The following is a 26,923-nucleotide window of genomic DNA, read 5'->3' on the forward strand; positions in this document are numbered from 1 at the left end:
TTGATTCTATATAAGAAATATAACAAATGAGAATAATAAAGTGTCTTCTTCTAACAATTATCGCCTTATCATTTAGTAACTGTAATAAAACTAAAACATCAAATAATAGTGATGTTATCCCTAAAATGGAAAGCAGAGAATATTATCAACTAAAAGTTTACACTTTCGACACAGATAGTCAAGTAACAACTACAGACAAATACCTTAAGGAAGCTTATTTACCGGCACTAAAAAAGCTAGGAATTAACAATATTGGTGTATTCAAACCTATAATGAGTGAAACAGATTCTATTAAAAGTATCTATGTGCTTATTCCGTTTACTTCAATGGAACAATTTTTAACACTTGAAGATAATATCCACAAAGATTCAACCTATTTATTAACAGGAAACAGCTATATAAATGTTAATTACGATAAACAACCGTATCAACGCATTGAGTCTACTTTAATGATGGCTTTCACAGATATGCCACAAATGCGTCCTTCAAAATTAGAAAGCCCAAGAGCAGAACGCGTTTATGAATTACGAAGCTATCAATCTGCTACAGAACAGTATTTTAAAAATAAAGTTGATATGTTTAACGCTGGTGGTGAAGTTAAACTTTTTGAGAAATTAGAATTTAATGCTGTTTTTTATGCCGAAGTTATTTCTGGATCTAAAATGCCAAACCTTATGTATATGACGCCGTTTGATAATCAAACAAGTCGTGACGAACATTGGCAAGCGTTTGGAGATTCTCCTGAATGGACAGAGTTAAAAACTATTGAAAAATACCAGAATAATGTATCACATATAGATATTGTGTTTCTTTATCCAACTGATTATTCTGATTATTAAACTAAAGCCTCTCTTAAAATAGTTATTGGATGTTTTGCTTCACGTTGTGTACCATCTTTTATTTGGTGCCTACAACTTGTTCCATTTGCTGAAATAATCACATCTTTTGAAGCTTTTCTAACAGCTGGGAACAACGTTTGTTCTCCTATTTGCATGCTCACCTCATAATGTTCTTTTTCGTAGCCAAAACTACCTGCCATACCACAACAACCACTAGGAATGATGGTGACTTTATAATTTTTAGGAAGATTTAAAACCGAAAAACTAGAGAGCTGATTGCTCATGGATTTTTGATGGCAATGCCCATGAAACTTAATCGTTTTTGCTTCTAATGTAAATTGTTCTGGTTTAATATTTCCTAATTCAATTTCTTGCTGAATAAATTCTTCTATTAAAAACGTGTTTTTTGCAATCGCTTCCGCGGAAGTTTTATCATCTGCTAATTTTAAATACTCATCTTTAAAAGTATAAATAGCTGAAGGTTCAATACCAATTAAAGGTGTTTCATTTGATATTTTATTTTTGAAGATTGATACGTTTTTATTGGCTAAACCTTTTGCTTGTTCTAACAAGCCTTTTGATAAAAATGCACGACCAGATTCTTCGCTTTTTATCACTTCTACTTTGTAATTTAACGCAGTTAAAAGCTGAATAGCATCAACACCAATTTCAGTATCTAAATGATTTGAGAATTCATCATTAAACAAATAAATTATTTTAATATAATTTTTACCAACTATTTGATTTTTAATATTTTTAAACTCTTTAATTAAAGTTTTATTTGAAATTAAAGGCAAGCTTCTTTCTTTGGCAATACCTAAAAATTTCTTTAAAACTGATGATGTAAATCTATTTGAAAATACAAAATTTGTAAGTCTTGGAATGTTACTTCCAATGTTATTTAATTTGTTATTATAAGCAAATAATTTAGTACGCAAAGGCACACCATTCGCTTTTTGATATTGGTATTGAAACTCTGCTTTTAAACTTGCCACATCCACACTACTTGGGCATTCGCTCGCACACGCTTTACAACTTAAACATAAATCGAAAACGTCTTTTAATTCTTCGTGATTGAATTTATTGGCTTTATCAGAATTGGTTAAAAACTCACGCAAAGCATTTGCTCTAGCTCTTGTGGTATCTTTTTCATTTCGAGTTGCTCTATAACTCGGGCACATAGTTCCTCCAAATTCAGGAAGTTTTCTGCAATCACCAGAACCATTACACTTTTCAGCTTCACGTAAAATACCTAGTGATTTTGAAAAATCTAATAATGTCTCAATTTCTGGTTCTTTTCTATCTACTTCGTAACGCAGGCTTTTATCCATAGGTAATGGATTAATAATTTTCCCTGGATTAAAAATATTATGCGAATCAAAAACAGTTTTTATGCGTTTTAAAATCTCATAGTTTTCCTTACCAATCATTAAAGAAAGAAACTCCGAACGCACAATACCATCACCATGTTCGCCACTCATAGAGCCTTTATATTTCTTAACAAGATGAGCAACATCGGTTGTTATTTTTCTGAACAAAACAACATCTTCTGCTTTCTTTAAATTTAAAACTGGGCGCAAATGTAACTCTCCAGCACCAGCGTGTGCATAATAAATAGCTTCTTGTTTATAGCTTTTCATTAATGCAGAAAATTCAGAAATATAATGAGACAAATCTGGTAGTGAAACTGCGGTGTCTTCAATACAAGCTGCCGATTTTTTATCGCCAATTATATTTCCTAATAAGCCCAATCCAGCACTTCGTAAATTATTGGCTTTATTAATATCGTTCCCTATTAGAATGGGGAATGCATAACTTAATCCAGTGTTTTTAATATCTGTTAACAAGTTTACAGCCAAAATTTCAACTTCTTCAAAAGTGTTTGCCCTAACCTCACACATTAAAATAGCTTTGGGATCTCCTTCTATAAAATATCTATTTTCTTGCTGAGTTTTGTTGTGTTTTGTACAATCTAAAATGGTTTTATCCATCATTTCACAATTATACAAGTTATGTCTCATAGTAGTTTCAACTGTACCTAAACAGCTTTCAATACTATCAAAATGTGCTGCAACCATAATACTTTCTTGTGGTGGCAACTTATCTAATTTTAAGGTGATTTGTGTTGTAAATGCTAACGTACCTTCACTACCCGAAAGCAATTTACACATGTTAAATTTTTCTGATGAATTTGAAAATACTTCGCTTTTAATTAATTCATCAATAGCATATCCAGTATTTCTACGGTGTATTTCTGGCTTTGGGAAATTTTCAATAATTTGATTTTGAACTATTTCAGGTTTCAACTCATTGTAAATCGTTTTATAAATATGTCCTTCTAAGGTTTCTAACTTTGTTTTTTCTATAAATTCTTCAACTGATAATTTGCCAAAAACAACCTCACTTCCATCACTTAAAATGGTATGCATTTCCAACACCTTATCTCGAGTTACACCATATTGAATTGATGTTGTACCTGATGAATTATTACCAACCATACCACCAATCATACATCTATTTGAGGTGGATGTATTTGGGCCAAAAAACAACCCGAATGGTTTTAAATAATTATTGAGCTCATCACGCACAACACCAGGTTGTACAGTAATGGTTTGTGCTTTCTCATCAAGCTTTAAAATTCTAGTAAAGTATTTGGAAACATCAACTACTATACCTTCACCAACACATTGTCCTGCTAAAGAGGTTCCTGCAGTCCTAGGTATTAAAGATGTTTTATTTACTTCAGCATATTTAATAAGCTGTTTAATATCTTCTATATTTTTAGGGTAAGCGACAGCTAATGGCAATATTCTATATACAGATGCATCTGTGGCATATATAGATTTAATTAAATCGTCAAAATATAGTTCACCCGATAAGGTTGATTTTAAGTTTTCTAAAGGCATTGAGTTAAAAAATCTATTGATTGCATAAATATAAATACAATTTTGGCGTTATTTTTGTAAAAGTATTTTGAATATTCTTAAATGGTCTTTTTAACAGAAGTGACCGTATATATTAATGAACTAAAACTTTAAAAATTTATGAAAAAATTATTTTTATTATCGTTTGCCTTAATAGGCTTTACATTTGCATCAAGTGCTCAAGAAATTTCAGATAACGCTATTGGTTTACGATTAGGTGACAGTGATGGCTTTGGAGCCGAAGTATCTTATCAACGCGCTTTAGGTAGCAACAATCGTTTAGAAGTTGATTTAGGTTGGAGAGATGGTAGTGATTATGATGGCTTTAAATTAGCTGGTTTATACCAATGGGTTTGGGATTTAGACGGAAGTTTTAACTGGTATGCTGGTGTAGGTGGAGGATTAGGTTCTTTCAGTTTTGATAACCCAGGAGGAAAAGATATTTCTGATACTTTTGTTTTTGCAGCTGGAGATATAGGTATAGAATACAATTTTGATATTCCATTATTAATATCATTAGATTTTAGACCTGAAATTGGTTTTGGAGATGATACATATAATAATAATGATTTAGATTTTGATATTGCTTTAGGTATAAGATATCAGTTTTAAATAAACCTATAAATAAAATACAAAAAGCACTCAATGGAGTGCTTTTTTTGATTGTGCTAATATTTTAATGAATAACAGAAAGCTAATTTGCTTTTTTAATTTATTATGTAGCTAATTATGAAGTTACTATTACAAATATTAATTATAACAATACCTTATCAAATGTTTGCACAAAAAACAATTCCTAATTCAATTAAAAATGAAGTACATACTGCCCTATCCTACTTCCCTGAATTAAATGAAACTAAAATAGAATTTAAGTTTAAAAAGAATATCAAAAAGTCTACAATGCAGGCTCAACCTACTTTTAAAAGTTTTTTTAGAAATAGAAAACATAGAAGTTATATTATTTTAATTAGTGAAAAATTCAAAATTACAAACCAAGAATTTTCAACAAAAGATATTCCGTCAGATATTTTAATTGGGTGGATTGGTCACGAATTAGGTCATGTTATGGATTATCAAACCCGTAGTAATTTAAATTTAATTTGGTTTGGTATTAAGTATTTATTATCTGATTCTCATATTGTAGAAGCTGAACGTGCTGCCGATACCTTTGCAGTAAACCAAGGTATGGAAGATTATATTCTAAAAACAAAGAGTTTTATATTGAACCATGCTGATATTTCTACAACTTATAAAAATAGAATAAAAAGGTTTTATCTATCGCCCGAAGAAATCATGGGAATTGTAAATAGTCGTGATGTTATTTTAGAAACAAATTAAGATTTGTTTACAAAATTTTCCCAATCTATAAATTTATCTTCTTTCATAACACGTTCCATTTTTACTTGTCCACCTTTTTTCTTATTTCTTTCACTCCAATTATAAAATTTATCAGGAGAAATAACAGAAACTTTAACGCCTTTTAGTGCTTTACTTCTAGCTACTTTATAGTTTTTGTTTGCCTCTTTGAGAAAACTATCAAGCTCATTTGCAATTTCTTCTTCATTGCTATTTTTAATTTCCGATCCCAAGTACCAACAATGATAAAACTCTCCATCTTCTAACCTCTTAGCGCAAATTGTATATTCTGGAATTTTAGTTTTAAACTTTTCTTCCAAATGCTTCATAGCATCATCCATTTTGTTAACTGAAAGTTGAGAACCGACAGTATTCAAAAAGAATTTTGTTCTACCTGTAATTTTTATTTCAGCCTTTTCAACATCAGTAAATTCGATTGTGTCACCAATTAAATATCGCCATGCACCACTTACTGTACTTATAATTAAAATATAATCTTGATTTAGTTCAACATCTTTTAAACCTAATGAAGGAGCTTCATTTTTTAATGACCCTTCTTCGTTAATATAATCTGGATTAAAAGGAACAAACTCAAAATAAATACCGCTATCTGTATTTAGTTGCATAGCATCGGTTTCTGGCCGCACTTGAGTAGCTATATAACCTTCTGAAGCTAAATAAGTATCAATTACTGTTACGGGTTTTCCCATTAAGGAATTAAAACTTTTTTCATAAGGCCCAAAAGCTACTCCACCAGAGGTATAAACCTGTAAATTTGGCCAAATTTCATGTATATTTTCTAAATTATGATGCTCAATAACTTTTTGTAGCATAAGCTCTATCCAAGCAGGAATACCACTTAATGCGCCTATATACCAATTTTTAGCATTCTTTGCAATATGATTTACACGCTCATCCCAATCGTCAATTTTTGCAATTTCTTCTCCTGGTTTATAATATCCTTTAAACCAAAACGGAATATTACTTGCGCTAATCCCGCTAATTTCTCCTTCTAAATGATTGTTTCGTTCTTTTAAATCTATAGAACTCCCTAACATCATAATTTCTTTTTCAAAAAAATCTGCCGGTAAATTAAAATTACTAAGCGAAAACACTTGCTTTATGCCAGATTGCCTAATAGCATCAATCATATCATCGGTAACAGGAATTCTTTTACTTGATTTTCCTGTTGTGCCTGAACTTAATGCAAAATAAGATGGATTTCCTGGCCAGGTAATATTTTCTTCACCATCATGCAACTTATACCACCATTCTTTATTTATTTTATTGTAATCAAAATAAGGAATCATTTTAGAATAAGTTGAGCTAATATTGTCAGAATTAAGTATGTCATTAAAATTGTAAAACTTACCAAATTGTGTGTCCTTAGCTTTTTCTAATAATTCCTTTAAGACTTTTTCTTGAGCTTCAGTGTGAATGATTTCTGAAGAAAACTTATCTTTTAAATTAATTACACCTTTTATAATATTTCCTAAAATAGCCATGAATTATATCTTTTGTTTTATCATTAATAAATATATAATTATTGAAAAGCTTCTTTTAACCTATTTAAATAAATATATATCGCATTTGAATGCGAACTTTATCATGCAAACAAATTTATTATTAAACAAAAAGACAAGTTCCACATTGATTATTTCTTGAGGATTATAGTTAAACTTAACTTTGCAGAAAATTTAACTACATTCGTTAAACAATTGATGGATAAACATTAAAAGCTTTTTATATAAGTATTGTACTATTGAAAAAAAACGATTAAAGTGAAACATTCCAAGTTAATACTTCCTGTAATCGTAATCTCCCAGTTTTGCTGTACATCACTTTGGTTTGCTGGTAATGCAGTAATGAACGATCTTATCATAAATTTCAATCTTACAGATAATTCGCTCGGTCACTTAATCTCTGCTGTACAATTTGGATTTATAATAGGGACTCTTACTTTTGCTATTTTAACTATAGCTGACCGATTTTCGCCTTCTAAAGTATTTTTAATTTGCGCTATACTTGGTGCATTATTCAATTTAGGTGTAATATGGGATGGTAATACTTTAACAAGTTTACTTTTACTTCGCTTTTTTACTGGTTTTTTTCTTGCTGGAATCTATCCTGTAGGCATAAAAATTGCTGCAGATTATTATGAAAAAGGGCTTGGTAAATCACTTGGATTTTTAGTTGGCGCATTGGTGATTGGAACAGCATTCCCTCACTTGCTAAAGGAAATGACTGAAACATTCCCATGGAAATCTATATTGATAGCAACTTCTTCTCTAGCTTTATTTGGTGGTTTATTGATGATAACTATTGTACCTGATGGACCATATCGAAAACCCAGCCAGAAAACAGATTTGTCAGCTTTTTTTAGTGTATTTAAAAATCATAAATTTCGTTCTGCTGCTTTCGGTTATTTCGGGCATATGTGGGAGTTATATGCTTTTTGGGCATTTGTACCCAATATACTAAAAACTTATAGTCTTCAGTATTCTCAATCTGTATTTAATATTCCCGTTTTATCATTTTTAATTATTGGAATAGGTGCCATTGGTTGCATATTTAGCGGTTATTTAGCACAAAAATGGGGAACCAAACAAATAGCATTTATATCACTTCTTTTATCGTGTTTATGTTGCCTCATTTCTCCTTTTATATTTACTATAGAATTTGAAAACTTATTCATTGGTTTTCTTATTTTTTGGGGAATTGTTGTTATTGTAGATTCTCCTCTTTTCTCAACATTAGTGGCTCAAAATGCATCAGCAGAAATAAAAGGAACGGCACTTACAATTGTTAATTGCATTGGTTTTTCCATAACGATAATCAGTATTCAAATAATCAATGGAATTATAGAATTAACGGATTCAAATAGCATTTATACAATTTTAGCAATAGGTCCTATTTTTGGTTTGATTGCGTTAAGAAAGGAAAGGAAAGGAAAACAATATAGATTGAAAGTCTAATAGCTAATTGATTATTTATTTAAAAATAAGATTTACCATCTTAGTGATATAGTGTGGATAAAAACAAATGTCTCTATACTTTTGTTAGCATTAATTAAAACCCAATATTATGAATAAATTAATAATGATTTTGACAGTTTTCACTTTAGCATTGTATTCTTGTTCAAATGAGAATGAAATAAACAGTCAATATGATAACCAACAGAAATTTATAAAAATAACGGAAATTACAACTCAAGAAACAAATGTTATTGCTGAAGGATACATTGAATATAGCTATGGAGAAAATGGATATATAAGCCAACTAATTGCTTCTAGTGGTTACACTAAAAATTACACCTATAATTCTAATAACCAAATTATCAAGATTACATTTCAAGACAACAGTGATTCCTACTTTATAGATTATAGATTATAGATTATAGATATGTAAATAATTTGATTGTAAGCGAAATATATAGTAATGGGAATATAACAAACTATTCTTACAACTCAGAAAATCTACTAACCAGTCTTGAATCTGGTGGTGATGTCTTAACGTTTAATTATGATAATGACGGTAATTTGATAGAGAAATTTTTTGATTCTCAAATTATAGATTCATTTGAATATGACGGTAAAATAAATCCATTTATCCTACTGGGACCAGAGAATTATAATAAAATAATATTTGAAGGAAAACATAATATGACTTATAGAATGGATGGCGAGAGAAATATTGTTTATGAATACAATTCGGAGGATTTACCAATAAAATCGACTTACACTGATATAGGGGGGTTTGTCCAAGTTAGAGAATATTTTTATGAAAATTAAAAAACTAATCAATACTAACACCGTGTAAAAATAACTACTTGGTTCTCGCCTATTCTGAAAATCCTACGAATTTTCCTCTGGTTTGTTGCGTTTTTAGTAAGTTAGTTACTTGCACATGCAACTATCCTTACACATAAACGTTGTAGTACATTTTGAGGCGTCCTGAATAAAGGTTACATAATTTAACACAATTATGTATAAAAATGACAAAATTAATTATAAAAAGAAATTGAGAGTAGAATAATATAATGAGAAATTTCGGATTTTATCAAGACGATAAAAAAATTGGGACTATTGCTAACGGAAAAACTATTGAATATCAATTAGAACCAGGAAAACATAGATTAAGCTCTAAAATTGATTGGTGTGGAAGTAGAACTATTGAATTTGATATCAAAGAAAACGAAACAAAGACAATAGAATTATCTGGACTCAAATATGGAACTCTAATTTTACCACTACTATTAACTATTTTATTAATCTATGTTTTTGCCAAAACGCAGCTTAATACTAATTTAAGATTTTTAAGGGTTTTTGGAATTATATTATTTTTCTATCCATTATATTTTTTAACTTTTGGAAAAAAAAATATTTGCGAATAAATAAAAAAAAAGAAAAATATACTACAAATCAGATAATTGCCTGTTTACTTGATTCTGATTTTCCTTCGAAAAATCAAAGAGAATTATCATTATCAATTTGGTTGCTTAGAAAAATTATTGATAGATAAAAATGCCAAAAATGATTTAACAGAACAACACGTTTTACTGTTAAAAAATTAACTGAGTTTTTATAACTTTTTTTTACAAATAACTAACACTAAGCTATGCAAACACGTAAAACAAACCTTAATTTATAAAACTAAGTATTTAGCTAAAGTATCCTCATAAATAGCTTCATATTTAGGAACTATTTCGTGTAAATCATATTTTAAGGATTCCTTTCTAGCATTTTGTTTAAACATTTTTAATCGGCTATTATCCCTCAAAATGTGCAATGCGTTTTTGGTCATATCATCAACATCACCAACATTACTTAAAAACCCAGAAACTCCATGAATATTTACCTCTGGAATACCACCTGTATTACTAGAAATAACAGGGACTCCAGATGCCATAGCTTCTAATGCTGCTAATCCAAAACTTTCGGTTTGTGATGGTAGTAAAAATAAGTCGCTAAAACATAAAATTTTATCTATCTCGTTACTTTTTCCAAAGAAAATAACTTTATCTAAAATCCCTAATTCCTGACATTGCGATTCTATATGTTCTCTTTCGGGTCCTTCACCAACTAACATTAATTTTGCTGGCATTTCTTTTTGAATGTTATTAAATACACTTATAACATCTTGAACACGTTTTACAGGTCTTAAATTACTAATATGGGTAATTATTTTTTCATCTTCTTTAGCCATCATGCCTCTTTGACAATCAGGAAAACCATTATGTTTATACTTATCTAAATCTATAAAATTTGGAACGACATTTATATCATTCTTAATATCAAATAAGCGAAGCGTATCGTCTTTTAAGCTTTGTGAAACTGCAGTAACTGCATCAGATTTGTTAATACTAAATGTTACAGCAGGTTTGTAAAATGGATGACTTCCAACAAGTGTAATATCCGTGCCATGTAATGTGGTTACAATAGGAATATAAACACCTTCTTCTTGAAGCATCTTTTTAGCCATATATGCTGCGTAAGCATGAGGAATTGCATAATGAACGTGCAATATTTCTATTTTATGGAGCTTCACCATGTCTACCAATTTACTTGATAAAGCTAGCTCGTAAGGTTGATAATGAAATAAAGGATATTCTGGAACATTTACTTCATGATAGTGTACATTATTACTTAATAACTCTAAACGAACAGGTTGATTATAGGTTATAAAATGAATTTCATGACCACGTTTAGAAAGCTCTATACCTAATTCTGTTGCTACTACTCCACTGCCACCAAATGTTGGATAACAAACAATACCTATTTTCATTAAAATCTAATTTTTTATTATTCTTCTATTGCTTCGTAAATTAAACGCTGTATTTCAGTTCTAACATTTTCTCTTAGCAACAAATTCTTACCTGCTGTTGGATATGTTCTATTAGCTAAAAACACATATACAATTTCTTTATCTGGATCTGCCCATGCATAAGTACCCGTAAAACCAGAATGTCCAAAACTTGTCATAGATATACAACCACAAGTTGGACCTTCTTCTCCTAATTGAGGTTTATCGAAACCAATACCTCTTCTATTATTATCATCGCAATAATAACAGGTATTAAACTTATCTATAGTTTCTGGTTTTAAATAGCGCTGTCCACCATAAAAACCCTTCTGCAAATACATCTGCATAATTTTTGCAACATCATTGGCATTACTAAAAATACCTGCATGACCTCCTACTCCATTTTGCATTGCTGCTCCCATATCATGCACATAACCATGAATTTCTTGATATCTATAATAATCATCAATCTCAGTCGGAACAATTTTTTTACTACTTATTTTATGATACGGGTTGTAAGTAGTATAATTTGCTCCTAATGATTGGTAAAAATGATCTTGAACCAACTCATCAAGAGGTTTGTCGTAATGTTTTTCTATAAATTTCTTTAAAATATAATAAGGAAAATCACTGTATCGATATCGTAAGCGTTCTAACAGTTCTGAATCTTTTATTATTTTAGGAATAGAATCTTGATAATCAGTACGTAAATATAGATTTTTAGCTACTTCTACATTAAACTTAGCACTTTGCTTTGTTCTGTAATATTTACTGCTTGGATGCTTAGTTACTGTATCTAAAGTGTGATAATAAAAAGGTTCCCATGGTCTTAACCGCGCATAATGAGACAACATACTTTTTAAAGTTATATTTGCCTTATTTGAGCCTTTGTATTCTGGTAATATTTCTGAAAGTTTGGTGTCTAATGATACAATTCCTTCCTCTACCAACTCCATTAATAATGGTAATGTTGCTAATATTTTAGTAAGTGAAGCTACATCATATATATCATCAAACTCTACTTGCTCGTCGCCTTTATAAGTATGTTTTCCAAAATTTTTATTATAAATAACCTTGCCTTCTCTTGCCACTAGAAGTTGTATGCCAGGAGTCATTTTTAAATCTACAGCACGTTGAGCTATAGAATCTATTTTATTTAATTTTTCTGAATCCATACCAACACGCTCTGGTATTGAATACCCCAAACGTTTAATTGAAAATGATGGAATGCCTTCACCAACTACAAAATGATCTCCTGCTGAAACTGGTAATGTTCCTTTTGCTGCAATAGCTCCAAAAATAAGTTGAGCCGATTTTTCTTGAGCAATCTTACTATTTTGATAACTTACAATAATACCTTCAATGTCATCAATATTTTTTAAATCCATTAATGCATAAGGCTTCACAAAAATGTCTAAAATTACAGTATGTGTTTTTGCTATTTCTTCTAACCAAGTTATTTCGTTTTCACTAAACTTATAACTTTTCCAAGGACTTTCATTCGAGCGATGTAAGCCAATTATAACCGTATTATATGGTTGTAATTTATCTGATAAATTTTCTAGCTTTTCATCTGATACTTCATGAACTTTAGCATACTTTTTTAGTTCATTAAAAAAAGTAGCTCCAGAATCATCACCCAGATTCACATAAGCTATTGTTTTAGTTTCTAATTGTCGTAAAGGCAATATAGCCCTCATGTTTTTTAAAACTGTTAATGCATTTTCAATTAGCTCTTCGTATAAAGCATCATCTTTAATTCTATTTAAATCTTTAGATAAGTTAAATAAACCAATAGGCTCGTAATTATTTAATCCTACTTTATATTTTGCTTGAAGAATTTTTTTAACAGAATGTGATAAACGCGCTTCTGTTATGTTTCCTTTATTATAAGCTTCAACAATTTTAGAAATTCCAATACCAACATCTGCAGACATTAACATAACATCATTTCCAGCCATAAAAGCAGCCAAATCAATATCACCGGTTTCGCTAAAATTTGCTGCACCTTTCATGGTAAGTGCATCTGTAAAAATAAGTCCTTGAAAGCCTAATTTTTCTTTTAATATATCTGTTACTATATGTTTTGACAAAGATGAAGGATAACCTGTTGAATCCAAACTTGGCACATTTAAGTGTGCAACCATAGCGCTAGAAAGGCCTTCTTTTATTAATTTTCTATAAGGATATAATTCGATTGAATCAATACGTTTTTCGCTAAAGCTAACAGATGGTAATGTTTCGTGCGAATCTTGATCGGTATCGCCATGTCCTGGAAAATGTTTTGCATTTGCCAAAACACCAGCACTTTGCATACCTTTCATGAATGCCAAAGCCTTTTCTGTTACATTATCTCTATCTTCTCCAAAAGAACGATTTCCAATAATAGGGTTTAAAGGATTGGTATTTATATCTACAACAGGAGCAAAATTAAAATGAACTCCCAAACGTTTGCAATGCTCGCCTATTTGCCTGCCTGTTTGCTCGACAAGTTTGTTGTCTTTTATTGCACCAAGCGTCATATTCCATGGAAATGCGTATGTAGAATCCAAGCGCATACTTAATCCCCATTCTGCATCCATTCCAATTAAAAGAGGTGTTTTTGATAATGATTGTAGCTCATTATTTAATCTTGCTTGACGCATTGGTCCACCATTGGAGTAAATTAAACCTCCTATATGATGGTCTTTAATTAGTTCTACAACTTTGTTTTTGGTTGCATTATCTTGATTAGACATGACTTGAACCATATATAATTGCCCTACTTTCTCAGATAAAGTCATTGAATTATAAACGCTATCAACCCACTTTTTTTGAGCCTCAGAATCTGATGTAATTAAAGGATTACTTGCAGATTGACTAAAAATTGGAAGGATTGAAAAAAATGAAACTATTACAAAAAAGACTGGACGCATAAAACGATTTATTAGGCTTATTAATACTTATACATAGGTCATATTAATAATCATGCCAAAATAATACTTTTAAAAGTAAGATAAAAAGACTTTATGATAGATTTATAATTAGATTATAAACAAATTTAATCCATTATAAACTTAAAACCAGCCGAAATAATATTTGCACTCAACCCTGTATTTCTCTTGTAGTTGTTATATTTTAAATCAATACTTTTTAAACCCAACTTCCAAATATGTGCTTTAGCAAAAATATCAGTATAACTTAAACCTAAACCATATTGATTTGCATTAAATTCCGATAAATCATAATCTGAAGTATAAAACTCGCTTGTAGAAAGGTTTTCTTCATAAGGAGAAAAATAATCTGCTTCCGTTTGATTGTAATAACGATATGAAGGATATAAAGTAAACTTGCTTGAAATCTTTATTGGCAACTCTATTTCTGCTGTATGTGAATTAATACCCCAATCATCAAAATAGTAACGGTAATAAGTTCTAAGAGTTAAAATTTCATTTATATATTGATTAAAACGAAATCCAACAGGAATCTTAAATCTTGTACTTGGTAAACGCTCAATATCATCAGCTAATTGAAACACATCTCTATTTGTTGGTGATGTATAATTATTAATACTTGATGGATTACCCATATAGAAATTATCAACATCTCCAAAATAAACTCTTTGCATAGGGTTTGCTAACCAGCCATCTTGCTGTACCAAATCAAAAAATAACGAAAATTGTGCGTTTTTATTTATTATTTGAGATAATGTAAATGAAACTGAATATGAATTTCGCCCTTTATCATTTATCAAACCTGAGGCCGATTTTGGTGACCAAATGCTACCACTATTTCCACTCTTATCAATAGCATTACCATTTTGGTCAAAAATATCAATACCACTAAAAAAACCACTATTTAAGTTACTATCAGACTTGAGATAAGAATCTAACTCAATAGGATATTTTGGATTCCAAGTATCTAAATAAACCTTTGCGTTAACAGATAATTCGGTATTTTTCTCATTAAATAATTTTGCAAAACCACCTCCAAATCCAATAGAGGTATAATCATATTCTGCGGCAAAAGATACATTGGCATTCCAAATATTATTTCTATCATCAGAGCTATGTGCATAAGCTACATTTATATTACTCCAAACATCTTGTGAAGATGCACCAGATGAAGCTACCCAAGGACTTCCAATAGGATTTCCTCCTACTTTTGGTGAGCCATCAAAAGGATCTAAATTACTAGAAGAAGCCGAGGTATATGCAGAAATACCTGCGTCAACAGTTAAAACATCATCTTCATTTAAAGGCAAACTCACTACAATAGTTGGTGTAAAATCAGTTAATTTCTCATCTCCAACACCTCCTGTAACAGATGCATTATTACCTTTCTGAGAATAATAACTAGTTAAAAAATCTACTTCTGTAGTTTCTAAAACTCGTTTTTTATATACTGTAGTAGAATCTTGTTCCTGAGCAAAAAATGATTGCACAAAACTTACGAATACAACTAAAACTAATAAATAATTTTTCATATAAATTTTCCGTTATGCGGAATTAAAAAAGTGTTAATTACAACCACAACCACCACCAGATTTACCACCATTGGCACCAGAAGCAGCTTCTCTATAAACATGAAAGTTTGTTATAAATCTATCAGAACTTTTTTTGGCTAAGACCATATCTGGATCGTTAAGGTTTATTTTTTCGTATTCTTTAACAGCAATACATGATGTAAAAGAAATAATCACAATAAACACTAATAAAAGCTTTTTCATAACTTAATGAGTTTGTCTAAATTTATATTGTTCGAGGTATGCAATTTATTATCCTTATCAACAATAATACATTCTACACCTTTAAGTTGATTTATAAAATCTAAACCAACATCTACGCCCATAACAAATACAGAGGTAGCTAAAGCATCAGCTAATTCTGCATTTTCAGTAAAAATACTTGCACTTAAAATTCCTGTACTTGGGTAACCTGTTCTAGGATCTATAATATGCGAATATAAAATACAATTAAATTCAACGTATTTCTCATAATTCCCCGAGGTAACCACAGCACTATTACTAATAGGCAGCCAAGAAAATACTTTGTTTTTATTTAAAGGATTTACAATGGCAACCATCCAATCTTTACCGTCTGGCTGTTTTCCCCAAGCATTTAAATCGCCCGAAGCGTTTATTATGCCCGCTATTACTCCTTTTTGCTTAAGTAATGCCTTTGCTTTATCTGCAGCATAACCTTTTCCTATAGCACCAAAACCAATTTTCATTCCTTCTAGTTTTAGAAAAACAGTATGATTTTCTTCATCTAAAAGGATATTACTGTACCCTACTTTTTTAACAGATTTTTTAATTTCTTCAACTGAAGGCATTTCGGTCATGCTACCATCAAACTTCCAAATTTTATCCATTGAAGCATAACTAATATCAAAAGCACCATTAGTTAATTTTGAAATTTTAATGGCTCTTTGAATAAGTAAAAATAGTTCTTCATCAACTTTAACCGGCTTTATTCCTGAGTTTCTATTGATTAGAGATGTTTGTGAATTAGCATCCCAAGATGATATTAATTTCTCTATCCTTGAAATTTCATTTACAGCTAAATCAATATACTCATTTCCTTCATTTTGACTATCTGCAACCACAGAAATATCAAAACGACTACCCATTAACTTTAATGTTTTTTGATATACTTCTTGTGAAAAACAAAAAGTACTTGTTAAAAAAATAAGCAATAAACTAATACTAACTTTAGTTTTCAAAAGCAGTTAATTTTTTAAAATACGTAGATGGATTTGATTTTTCGTAACCTATTTTACCAAGCACCTTTCCTTTATTATCTAAAACAACAACTAATGGGAAATAGCCTTGGTTGTTATAAGTTTCGGCAAGTTTAGCATTTTGTAAACTCACAGATTCTGATAATTTATTTGCTTTTCTTCTAGGGAAATCTGCTTTAAGCATGACAAAATGGTCTTTTGATAATTTTTGAAATTCTTGAGTACTCCAAATTTCTTTGTCTAATTTTATACAAGGGGCACACCAATCTGACCCTTGAAAAACCAAAACAATATTTTCATTTTTACTTGAAGCAACTTCTTTTGCTTTTTCAAAATCGGTATGCCAAGTTTGACTAAAAGTATTAAATCCAAAAACTAAAAAGAAAACACTAAAAAAGCACACATTTTTCATGCAAGAAATAATTTATAAGACAACAAATGTAATTAGCTAATTTTATTTACCATGTAACAAGTATTACACAACCACAAATTAATGTTTATGTTTAACGTGATTTTTAATAAGATATTTTATTATAACTGATTTTCTATATTATTCAAGTAAATCGATATGTCTATCGTGATATCCTAATAAATATAAAACACCATCTAACCCAATACTAGAAATAGAGCTTTGAGCATTGTCTTTTACTGTTGGTTTTGCATGAAAAGCAATTCCTAAACCAGCAAGATTAAGCATTTGTAAATCGTTAGCACCATCACCAACAGCAATAGTTTGATTAATATCTATACCTTCTTTTTGAGCAATTTCTTTAAGATATTCTGCTTTTTTAGCACCATTAACAATATCACCTAAATAATTACCTGTTAAGACACCATCTTTTATCTCTAATTGATTAGCATACACATAATCAATACCTAATTCCTTTTGTAAGTAATGTCCAAAATAAGTAAATCCACCAGATAAAATAGCCGTTTTAAATCCGTAACTTTTTAAAGTATCAATAAGTCTTCTTGCGCCTTTTGTTATTGGTAAGTTAATAGCAACGTCATGAAGGACGTCTTCACTTAAACCTTTTAAAAGTTTCATGCGTCTTTTAAAACTTTCATTAAAGTCTATTTCACCTTGCATGGCTGCTTCTGTAATAGCTTTTACTTCTGCTCCAACTCCTGCTAATTCTGCTAATTCATCAATAACTTCTGCTTGAATTAAAGTAGAATCCATATCAAAACAAACCAAGCGTCTGTTTCTTCTATAAATATTGTCTTCTTGAAATGCTATATCAACATTTAAATCGTGAGAAATTTTCATGAATTTTTCAGTAAGATCTACTTTATCATCAAGTTTACCTCTAATTGATAATTCTATTGATGCTCTAGGATATTCATCTTCTTTTACAAGAGACAAACGTCCTGTTAGTCTTTTAATAGCATCAATATTTAAATTTTTTTCTGAAATTACTTTAGTAACTTCAGATATTTGATAAGCAGAAAGCTTATCACCTAAAATGGTTACAATGTATCTATCTTTACCTTGCAAGCTTACCCAATGTTCATAATCTTCAAGTGTAATTGGTGTAAATTTTGCAGTAATTCCTAACTCGTAAGCCTTAAAAAGTAAATCTTTTTGTACAGCTGATGATTTTTCTCCTGACTGAATTTCAAACAACATTCCTAATGATAATGTATCATGAATGTTTGCTTGTCCTATATCTAGTACTTTAGCATCATATTCTGCTAAAACACTTGTTAATCCTGAAGTTAATCCTGGTTTATCTTGTCCTGAAATATTTAATAAGAAAATATCGTTAGCCATAATTTTATACTTACGCCTTGAAAAGCGGTAAAATTGAATATTCTATTTAAAATATGATTTTTTTTAGTTCTATAACACCAAAATTATAAACAGTCTATTTAACAAACCTATTATGCCAGCTCTCGCTTGCAGGTACTTCCCAATTTTCGTTAAATTCTGCAATATTATTAACTAAATTATTAAATACTATGGTGTTTTTGGAGACGGCTTTATCTTTTGCCATTTTTCTAAAATCGGTAAGTGTTTTGTAAGCGACATACTCGCCTTGTTTATAAGACACGTTCATTTTATCCATTAAATCAACATTGTATTCTTTTTCTAATTGCTGAATAAAATGCACAGAAGCATCGATAGAACAACCTGTAGCTGTATTCATTTTTTGATTTAATGCAATAACAATAAATCGTTTATATTTTATAATGTAACCTGATTGCAAATCACTACCATGAGCTGTCCAATTTTCTATAAAGGTGTCAAGTTTAGCTTGGATTTCTTCAAGTTCTTGTTCTGTAAATGAACGATTTGCTTGATATATCCAAACTCGTGATTCTTCTGGTAATGTATTAAAAGGTACTATCATTATTTTTTAATAATATCTGTTATAATTTTTGTAGAAATAAATTTGTTTGATTTAGGATAAAATAAATCTGCTTCATAATAATAAACCTCTATTTCTTGAGAATTTTCTATTAATTTATTTGTAATTAAATTGACATTTTTAAAGTAATCTAAAACTACCAATTCAAATGTTTTATCATTAGAATCTTTAATAAAAATAGTATAAAAAGCATCTATTAAAAATCCATTATAAATACCTTTTACTGAGCTATCATTTTTTTCCACCTCGTCTGAATCATCATGGTTTTCACCTAACTTTGAAATAATTTCAGTGCAAAATTCAAGCATTTTCAACGCAATTTCTTCACCAAATTTCTCCATTTGGGCATTGTCTTGAAAATCTAACCTTTGGTTTTCTGGAAACTCACCAATGTGTTTATTATAACTTTCAAGCATACATAAACCAAATTTTAATTCCAAATCTGAACTATTTAAGGCATCTAAATCTAATTTTGAAGTACATTCACAAGTTTCTTTTGCTATTATTTCTTTAACATCTTGGGAAAATGCATGAGCACTTATGAATAGAAAAAATAAAACAATTTTTCTCATAGGTCTTTTTATTTATTGGTTAGCATGAAACAATATTTATGATTTTTTATGCAGTAAACATCACTATATTATAAATCTTGAGCATTGGCTATTAATTCGGCAATATCCATAACAGCAACATCGCTTTCTTTTTCTTTGGCTTTTACACCATCAGTCATCATCGTATTACAAAACGGGCAACCTGCAGCAATTATTTCTGGTTTAACATCTAAAGCTTGTTCTGTTCGCTCTACGTTAACATCTTTATCACCTTTTTCAGGCTCTTTAAACATTTGTGCACCTCCTGCTCCACAACAAAGCCCATTACGTCTGCAGTTTTTCATTTCAACTAATTCAGCTTCTAATTTCTGAATGAGTTCTCGTGGTGCCTCATAAACATTATTAGCTCTTCCTAAATAACACGGATCGTGAAACGTAATACGCTTACCTTTAAATTTACCTCCTTCAATGGTTAATCGACCTTCATCTAGCAACGTTTTTAAAAACTGTGTATGATGCATGACTTCATAATTACCACCAAGTTCTGGGTATTCATTTTTAATGGTATTAAAACAATGCGGACAAGCAGTTACAATCTTTTTAACTTCGTAAGCATTAAGAACTTCTATATTAGTTACTGCCTGCATTTGAAATAAAAATTCATTTCCAGATCGTTTTGCCGGATCACCTGTACAACTTTCTTCTGTACCAAGAACAGCAAATTCTACGTTAGCTCTATTTAAAAGTTTCACAAATGCTTTTGTGATTTTTTTTGCTCTATCATCAAAACTTCCAGCACATCCAACCCAAAATAACACCTCGGGTTGCTTGCCTTGAGCCATATATTCTGCCATTGTTGGCACTTTAATTGTTTCGCTCATTTTCTATCTTGATTTTTTGATTTATAAAATTTAAACACATTATAAACTATTCGTTTTTCCAGTTTAATCTATCCATTTGGTTGTAAGGCCATGGCGCACCATTATTTTCAATATTGGTCATCATGTTATTTAATTCTACTGGTGCAGCAGACTGCTCCATAACTAAATAACGACGCATTTCCATAATGATTGATAACGGATCGATACTTACTGGACAAGCTTCAACGCATGCATTACATGAGGTACATGCCCATAATTCTTCCCGAGTTATATAATTATCTAGAAGTTGTTTTCCATCTTCTTTAAACTCACCTTTATTAGCATCTATATTTTTACCAACTTCTTCTAGACGATCTCTAGTATCCATCATTATTTTTCTAGGCGATAGCTTTTTGCCAGTTTGATTTGCAGGACATTCGCTAGTGCAACGTCCACACTCAGTACAAGTATAGGCGTTTAGTAAACTAACCCAACTTAAATCTTGAACATCGCTAGCTCCAAACTTTGCTGGCATTTCGCCTTCGGTTCCTTCTGCTGGTGCAGCAAATGGATCGATGTTTGGATCCATCATCATTTTTACTTCTTTAGTAACAGCTTCAACATTATTAAACTGCCCTTTTGGAGTTAATTTACCATAATACGTGTTTGGAAACGCTAATAATATGTGAAGATGTTTTGAGTAGTACAAATAGTTTAAGAATATTAAAATACCAACTATATGTGCCCACCAAGCTCCTCTTTCTATAATATGTATTGCGTTTTCTGATAAACCAGAAAATAATGGCGCTATATATTGACTGACTATATTACCCGAATTCATGTCTTGAAAATGAATATCTGTTGCATTCATTACCAAAAACAGTGTCATTAAAACCATTTCGAAGTACAAAATATAATTAGCATCGTTTTTTGGCCAACTTGTCATTTCGCTTTTCCAAAAACGTTTTAATTTCATAATGTTTCTACGAATCCAAAATAGAATTACCGATATAAACACTAAAGCAGCCAAAACTTCGAAACTTCCAATTAAAAAACTATATAAGGAAATAGGTAAAACTGTTAAGCCAATTCTATGTGTACCAAAAACACCATCTATTATAATTTCTAAAACTTCAATATTTATAATTATAAAACCAACATAAACGATAACATGTAAAAATCCAGCAATAGGGCGGCGTACCATTTTACTTTGTCCTAAGGCTATCAAAGCCATGTTTTTTAAACGCTGTGATTTATTATCACTAACATCTACATCTTGTCCTAACTTTATATTACGGAATAGTTTTTTTACATTTTTTACAAAAAAACCAATACCAAAAGTTAGTATAACAATGAAGATTATATTCGCGATGTAATTCATACTATATTTTAGTTTAGCTTAGTTTTTAATTTCGTTACCTTCTGCATCATACTGCTTTGCTTTTTTACCAAACAAAGAAAAATGCACGTAACGTTTTGGATTTAGCTTCATATCCTCTAGTAATTGCTCTAACTGTAAAGTTGCACCTTCTAAATTATTGTACAAACCTTCATCTTTAAGCAACTTTCCTATTGAGCCCTCACCATTATTAACTTTCTCTAACAAACCGTTTAAATTTGTTAATGTTGTTTTTAAAGTTTCAACAGTATTGCCAATGTTAGCATCTTTTAATTCATCTGTCATTAATGCTAAATCATTACTAGTAGTTTTAAATTTTTCAAGAATTTCAGCAATTTTATCATCATTTTGAGCAATTAAACCATTAACAGAATTTGAAGTATTTTTAAATGACTTAAGTGTTTCGTTTAGTTCTTTAATTGTGGCTTTAAGTCCTTTTGAAGATTCGTCTGTTACCAATTTATTTAAACTAGACATTAATGTATCTGTTGATTTTAATGTTGAATTTAAATCGGTACTTAATCCAGAGAAATTTTTTGATAGACTTGTTACAAGACCTACTTCAACCTCAGATTGTAGAATATCACCAGGTTTAGCCATTTCACCTTCATCACTTACAATAATAGCCAAACCATTACCGCCCATTAAGCCGGTTTCGTACATTCTAACAATACTATTTTTTGAAAACTTTAGTTGTTCGTTTACAAAAAAAGCAACTCTAGTCTTTCCTGTTTTATAGTCGTATATAATGTCTGTAATCTTACCTACCGAATTACCTTTAACAGTAACTAGAGATGATTTACTTAACGCATTATAATTAAACTCTGTGTAATAAATATTGGTGGATTCTAAAAGGTTTTTACCTTTTAAATAACTAAAACCAAAAATAAAAAGGATGATTCCTAATAATACCAGTATGCCTGTTTTAACTTCTTTTGATATCTTCAAAATAAATGTGTTTGAAAAACAAATTTAATATAAATTTAAAAAGAACTGGTCTAATTAGCAGTTGATTTTATGGCATCAATTAATGCTATTTTTTTTCCATCTTTATAAGCGACTATAAAACAGGAGGTATAACCTTTTTTTCTAGCTTCGTCTTCTAGTGTTTTAGTTTCTTGATAATTAGTTGTATTACCATAAAAATATTTATAAAGATTACCTTCTTTTAATCTAGAAATAGTTTCTAATCCTTTAAAATTATAAGGTTTTGTTTCAAGTGCTTTTGAACTGGCTGCTATTTGAATTTTAAACACAACATCACTTATACTTTGAGTTGTATCATCTTCAAATTCATTTATTTCCTCAATATCATCATCAACACTGTAATCATTCCCTATATTTTCATCTAAACGCTTTTTATATTCAAGAATAGCATTAACAATGGCAGTAGACATTTCATTTTGTCCATTTTTAGAATTCAAATAAGCGCCTTCATTTTTATTAGTTAAAAATCCTAACTCTATTAAAACACTTGGCATTACTGTTTGATGTAATACTATAAAACCTGCCTGCTTAACTTTTCGATTTTTTCGATTTAATTTATTAGAAAAATTATTTTGAATTAAGCTTGCTAATTGTATGCTCTGGTCTAGATACTCCTCTAAACTCACAAGAATACTCATTACAGATTCTGGTGAATTAGGATCGAAACCGGCATAATTTTTTTCATAATCATCCTCAAGGAAAATTACGGAATTTTCTTTTTTAGCAACCTCAAAATTTGTTTGGTTTCTATGTGTTCCTAAAACAAATGTTCCCGCTCCATAGGCTTGACTTGTATGCGAATCACAATGAACAGAGACAAATAAGTCTGCATTTGCTTTGTTTGCAATTTTCCCTCTTACAAATAAATCTACAAAAACATCACTTTTACGTGTGTAAAGAACCTTAATGTTTGGGTTCTTTTCTAATTCCTTCCCTATTGCTAAAACTACTTTAAGAGCAATATCTTTTTCTCTGTACCCATTTCCTAAATTCCCAGGATCTTTACCGCCATGCCCAGCATCTAAAACAACAACAAACTCTTTTGAATGCTTAATTTCGCTTTTGTTTATAAATGAAGAAAATATTAATACTAGTATTGCACATACGAAAAGTAATAGTCCTTTCGTTTTCATTTCGTAAATATTGTTTTTTTTAATCAATCTCATATAATATCCAGATACATCATTTTAATGAAAATTTTTTAAACATACGTGTTTGATAAGGGTTTAACGATTAAAAAACTTAGTTTATTACCCTTTGAAATTGACTAGAGTTTTAATTTAAAATTTTTAATTAAATATTAAATCAATCCCAAAAAAATATATGTAATTTTGGCTTTTCAAAAACCGAGCCATACTTTTACAAAAATACATTTAAAAGCGTTGCGTACAAACAACTTTAAAATACTTTTTGCATTAAGTTTTACAGTGTTTATTAACACGTTAAGCTTCGCGCAAGATATTCCTAAAAAAGGAAAAACGATTGCTCCAAGTGTAAAAGACAGCTTAGTGATTAGCTCTGATAGTCTTTCTATTCCCGAAATATCAGAAAAGAGTCAAGATTCAACTTTAACAGATTCTGTAAAGCCAAAGAAAGATCTTTTAGAACATATTGTTAAATACCACGCCAAAGATTATACAAGATTCAGTCAAAAAAACCAAAAGCTATATTTATACAATGAAGCCACTATAGATTACGGCGATATGAATATAAAGGCTGGTAACATAACCATTGATTATACAAAAAATACGGTTTACGCTAAAGGGATTACAGACTCCATTGAAGGTTACACGCAAAAACCTGTTTTTACTCAAGGAAGTAATGTAGTTGAACCAGATTCTATTGTTTTTAATACTGAAAGCAAAAAAGCACTTATTTATAATTCTAAAACAGAACAAGGAGAAGGTACTGTTATAGCATCAATAACTAAAAAAGAAAACGATTCGGTTTACTTTTTAAAGAATGCAAAATATACCACTTCAGAAAATCTAGAAGACCCAGAATATTACATAAAACTTAGAAAAGCTAAAATTGTACCAGGCAAAAAAATTGTAACTGGCTTAGCTAATCTATTTATATATGATGTGCCAACTCCATTAGGATTACCTTTTGGCTTTTTTCCACAAAGTGAAAAACAAACTTCTGGAGTCATTATACCAAGTTTTGGTGAACAAAACGACCGTGGCTTCTTTTTACAAAACGGTGGTTATTATTTTGCTATAAGCGATTATGTTGATTTAGCCGTTTTAGGTGATTATTACACCAATGGTAGTTATGGAACCCGATTAGAAAGTACTTATGCAAAACGTTATCGCTTTAGAGGTAATGTAGGTTTTAGATACGAAAATCTAATTACTAGCGAACGTGGTTTCCCAGATTATGCGAGAAATACTATATATAATTTACGCTGGTCGCATAGTCAAGATTCAAAAGCAAATCCAAGTTCTCGTTTTTCTGCTTCGGTAAACTTAGGAAGTAGCACTTATTATCGTAGTTCTGTAAATCAAGTAAATTCTGGTGCCTTTTTAAATAACACCTTATCATCTTCAGTTTCTTATTCTAAGTCATTTGAAGGTGAACCCCAAGTTAATGTAAGTTTAACTGCTACACATTCTCAAAATACGAATACGGAAACCATAAACATGACGCTTCCTACATTTCAAGGGAGTGTTGGCAGAATATACCCTTTAGCATCAAAAGAAGGTTCTAAAAAAGGGATTATTCAAAACATTAATTTGCAATATAATTTACGTGCCGAAAATAGAATTCAAACAACCGATTCTTTATTCTTCAAAAAAGAAATGTTTGATGATGCTAAAGCTGGTTTTCAACACACTATTCCGTTAAGTACTAACTTTAAAGTATTTAAATATTTTAGTATGAGTGCGAGTACTAATTATAATGAAGTTTGGACTTTTAAAACTATAGATAAAACTTTTGATCCCGTTGATAGAAAAGCTGTAACAACAACAGTAAATGGGTTTGATACGTTTAGAACTTATAACTTTAGTACAAGTATTGGAACTACCATTTACGGTATGTTTGACTTTGAAAAAGAAGGAAAAGATCCTAAAATACAAAAGATTAGGCATGTTATGAGGCCTTCAATTAGTTATAATATTAATCCAGCTTTTGATAAATATTATGATTCTTATGAGGTTATTAGTGCAGATGGGCTAACAACTAGCGAAGTAGATTATTCTCGTTTTGAACAAGGTATTTTTGGGAGTCCGAACAAGAATTTCTCAAGTTCCATGGGTATTTCCGTTTCTAATAATCTTGAAGCAAAAGTTAGAGATAAAGACAGTACCGCTACAGAGCCTAAAAAAATCATTTTATTAAACAACTTAAACTTCTCTACTTCATATAATTTTGCTGGTGATTCTTTACAATGGAGCCCTGTAAGAATGAGTGGTGGTACGCAACTTTTTAAAAACAAAATGAGTGTTAACTTTGGTGCAACTCTAGATCCTTATGCCTTAGACAATAACAATAATAGAATTGACAAATTCAATATTGATAATGGTGGTAGTCTTTTCAGGCTTACAAGTGCAAACCTTACAGCTAGTTGGTCACTTTCTAGTAAAAAAGGTGATGGTGCTAATGATAAAGGCAAACAAAAAGGTATTGATGAAAACGTTAGAAGTGGTGGTCGTGATGATGACTTATTTGGTATATCTGAAGATTTTGCAGATCAGCAAATAAAAAGTGATAAAAAAGATGAGGATGATGTACCTAGCGAGTTTTATAATTACAAAATTCCGTGGAACCTAAGAATAGCCTATGCTGTTAATTATTCGAATTCAAGGCGACAAAATGAAATTTCTTCTCACTCACTTATGTTTTCTGGTGATCTTGAATTATCAGAAAAATGGTCTATTGGTGCTTCATCTGGTTACGATTTAAAAAACGCAGGATTCACCTATACACAATTACGTTTTGAACGTGATTTATTAAGTTGGAGAATGAATTTTAGTTGGATTCCTTTTAGTACAAGAACGTCTTGGAATTTCTTCATAGGTATAAAATCTAGTATTTTAAAAGATCTTAAATACGAAAAAAGAAGACAACCAGATATTCGATTGTAAAATTTCAATCTTACATTTAAACAT

General features: G+C 30.3%; 23 protein-coding genes. 8 read left to right on the top strand and 15 right to left on the bottom strand.

What is annotated here, in order from left to right; translation table 11 throughout:
• The first annotated feature begins 26 nt into the window (after positions 1-26).
• Positions 27-839: an NIPSNAP family protein gene (locus BT151_RS08180; protein ID WP_072401311.1), complete on the top strand. Its 813-nt coding sequence runs from the start codon at positions 27-29 to the stop codon at positions 837-839.
• On the opposite strand, the gene BT151_RS08185 is transcribed toward BT151_RS08180, so the two are convergent.
• Positions 836-3,745 carry an FAD-binding and (Fe-S)-binding domain-containing protein gene (locus BT151_RS08185; RefSeq protein ID WP_072401312.1) on the bottom strand — a complete coding sequence of 970 codons (2,910 nt, stop codon included), beginning with the start codon at positions 3,743-3,745 and terminating at the stop codon, positions 836-838. The two genes, BT151_RS08180 and BT151_RS08185, sit on opposite strands and share 4 nt — an antisense overlap.
• 138 nt (positions 3,746-3,883) lie before the next feature.
• Here BT151_RS08185 and BT151_RS08190 point away from each other — a divergent pair, with 138 nt between their 5' ends.
• Together BT151_RS08190 and BT151_RS08195 are read left to right on the top strand one after the other, a co-directional pair.
• Positions 3,884-4,375, top strand: a complete 492-nt coding sequence (locus BT151_RS08190) for a hypothetical protein (protein ID WP_072401313.1) — start codon at positions 3,884-3,886, stop codon at positions 4,373-4,375.
• A 117-nt stretch (positions 4,376-4,492) separates the two neighbouring features.
• Positions 4,493-5,101 carry a hypothetical protein gene (locus BT151_RS08195; protein WP_072401314.1) on the top strand — a complete coding sequence of 203 codons (609 nt, stop codon included), beginning with the start codon at positions 4,493-4,495 and terminating at the stop codon, positions 5,099-5,101.
• On the opposite strand, the gene BT151_RS08200 is transcribed toward BT151_RS08195, so the two are convergent.
• Positions 5,098-6,624 (bottom strand): GH3 family acyl-acid amido synthetase, encoded by a 1,527-nt coding sequence (locus BT151_RS08200; protein ID WP_072401315.1) that lies wholly within the window; start codon positions 6,622-6,624, stop codon positions 5,098-5,100. The genes BT151_RS08195 and BT151_RS08200 overlap by 4 nt on opposite strands.
• A gap of 276 nt (positions 6,625-6,900) precedes the next feature.
• Here BT151_RS08200 and BT151_RS08205 point away from each other — a divergent pair, with 276 nt between their 5' ends.
• From BT151_RS08205 to BT151_RS08220, 4 genes are all read left to right on the top strand, one after another.
• Positions 6,901-8,094, top strand: a complete 1,194-nt coding sequence (locus BT151_RS08205) for an MFS transporter (RefSeq protein WP_072401316.1) — start codon at positions 6,901-6,903, stop codon at positions 8,092-8,094.
• Positions 8,095-8,203: 109 nt separating this feature from the next.
• Positions 8,204-8,512, top strand: coding sequence for a hypothetical protein (locus tag BT151_RS08210; protein ID WP_072401317.1), 309 nt, complete (start codon positions 8,204-8,206; stop codon positions 8,510-8,512).
• A gap of 20 nt (positions 8,513-8,532) precedes the next feature.
• Entirely contained in the window at positions 8,533-8,910 is a 378-nt protein-coding gene (locus BT151_RS08215) for a hypothetical protein (RefSeq protein WP_072401318.1), read from the top strand.
• A 248-nt stretch (positions 8,911-9,158) separates the two neighbouring features.
• Positions 9,159-9,512 (top strand): hypothetical protein, encoded by a 354-nt coding sequence (locus tag BT151_RS08220; protein ID WP_072401319.1) that lies wholly within the window; start codon positions 9,159-9,161, stop codon positions 9,510-9,512.
• Positions 9,513-9,763: 251 nt separating this feature from the next.
• On the opposite strand, the gene bshA is transcribed toward BT151_RS08220, so the two are convergent.
• The 13 genes from bshA to BT151_RS08285 all read right to left on the bottom strand — a co-directional run bounded on the left by bshA (position 9,764) and on the right by BT151_RS08285 (position 23,944).
• Complete coding sequence (gene bshA / locus BT151_RS08225) at positions 9,764-10,903, bottom strand: N-acetyl-alpha-D-glucosaminyl L-malate synthase BshA (protein ID WP_072401320.1); 1,140 nt, start codon at positions 10,901-10,903, stop codon at positions 9,764-9,766.
• A 17-nt stretch (positions 10,904-10,920) separates the two neighbouring features.
• Positions 10,921-13,836 (bottom strand): serine hydrolase domain-containing protein, encoded by a 2,916-nt coding sequence (locus tag BT151_RS08230; protein WP_072401321.1) that lies wholly within the window; start codon positions 13,834-13,836, stop codon positions 10,921-10,923.
• A 125-nt stretch (positions 13,837-13,961) separates the two neighbouring features.
• The gene (locus BT151_RS08235; protein ID WP_072401322.1) at positions 13,962-15,386 is read right to left on the bottom strand and encodes a DUF3570 domain-containing protein; all 1,425 of its coding nucleotides are present in this window, start codon (positions 15,384-15,386) and stop codon (positions 13,962-13,964) included.
• Positions 15,387-15,419: 33 nt separating this feature from the next.
• Entirely contained in the window at positions 15,420-15,629 is a 210-nt protein-coding gene (locus tag BT151_RS08240) for a DUF4266 domain-containing protein (protein ID WP_072401323.1), read from the bottom strand.
• Positions 15,626-16,624: an FAD:protein FMN transferase gene (locus tag BT151_RS08245; RefSeq protein WP_245794761.1), complete on the bottom strand. Its 999-nt coding sequence runs from the start codon at positions 16,622-16,624 to the stop codon at positions 15,626-15,628. The genes BT151_RS08240 and BT151_RS08245 overlap by 4 nt, the downstream gene beginning before the upstream one ends.
• On the bottom strand, positions 16,614-17,054 hold the full coding sequence (locus BT151_RS08250) for a thioredoxin family protein (protein WP_072401325.1): 441 nt from the start codon (positions 17,052-17,054) through the stop codon (positions 16,614-16,616). Before BT151_RS08250 ends, BT151_RS08245 begins: the two co-directional genes overlap by 11 nt.
• Before the next feature lie 138 nt (positions 17,055-17,192).
• Positions 17,193-18,416 carry a phosphoserine phosphatase SerB gene (gene serB / locus BT151_RS08255; RefSeq protein ID WP_072401326.1) on the bottom strand — a complete coding sequence of 408 codons (1,224 nt, stop codon included), beginning with the start codon at positions 18,414-18,416 and terminating at the stop codon, positions 17,193-17,195.
• Positions 18,417-18,510: 94 nt separating this feature from the next.
• The gene (locus BT151_RS08260; protein ID WP_072401327.1) at positions 18,511-18,996 is read right to left on the bottom strand and encodes an ABC transporter ATPase; all 486 of its coding nucleotides are present in this window, start codon (positions 18,994-18,996) and stop codon (positions 18,511-18,513) included.
• Positions 18,996-19,586, bottom strand: coding sequence for a hypothetical protein (locus BT151_RS08265; protein ID WP_072401328.1), 591 nt, complete (start codon positions 19,584-19,586; stop codon positions 18,996-18,998). Before BT151_RS08265 ends, BT151_RS08260 begins: the two co-directional genes overlap by 1 nt.
• Positions 19,587-19,654: 68 nt before the next feature.
• Entirely contained in the window at positions 19,655-20,446 is a 792-nt protein-coding gene (locus tag BT151_RS08270; RefSeq protein WP_072401329.1) for a (Fe-S)-binding protein, read from the bottom strand.
• 46 nt (positions 20,447-20,492) lie between these two features.
• Positions 20,493-21,806: a 4Fe-4S dicluster domain-containing protein gene (locus BT151_RS08275; RefSeq protein WP_072401330.1), complete on the bottom strand. Its 1,314-nt coding sequence runs from the start codon at positions 21,804-21,806 to the stop codon at positions 20,493-20,495.
• Between the two features lie 18 nt (positions 21,807-21,824).
• Entirely contained in the window at positions 21,825-22,772 is a 948-nt protein-coding gene (locus BT151_RS08280; protein ID WP_072401331.1) for an MlaD family protein, read from the bottom strand.
• 50 nt (positions 22,773-22,822) lie between these two features.
• Positions 22,823-23,944, bottom strand: a complete 1,122-nt coding sequence (locus BT151_RS08285) for an N-acetylmuramoyl-L-alanine amidase family protein (protein ID WP_072402606.1) — start codon at positions 23,942-23,944, stop codon at positions 22,823-22,825.
• Positions 23,945-24,142: 198 nt separating this feature from the next.
• On the opposite strand from BT151_RS08285, the gene BT151_RS08290 reads away from it, so the two are divergent.
• Positions 24,143-26,899, top strand: coding sequence for a putative LPS assembly protein LptD (locus BT151_RS08290; protein ID WP_072401332.1), 2,757 nt, complete (start codon positions 24,143-24,145; stop codon positions 26,897-26,899).
• Positions 26,900-26,923: the final 24 nt, after the last annotated feature.

Source organism: Flaviramulus basaltis, assembly GCF_900114265.1.
GTDB lineage: Bacteria > Bacteroidota > Bacteroidia > Flavobacteriales > Flavobacteriaceae > Flaviramulus > Flaviramulus basaltis.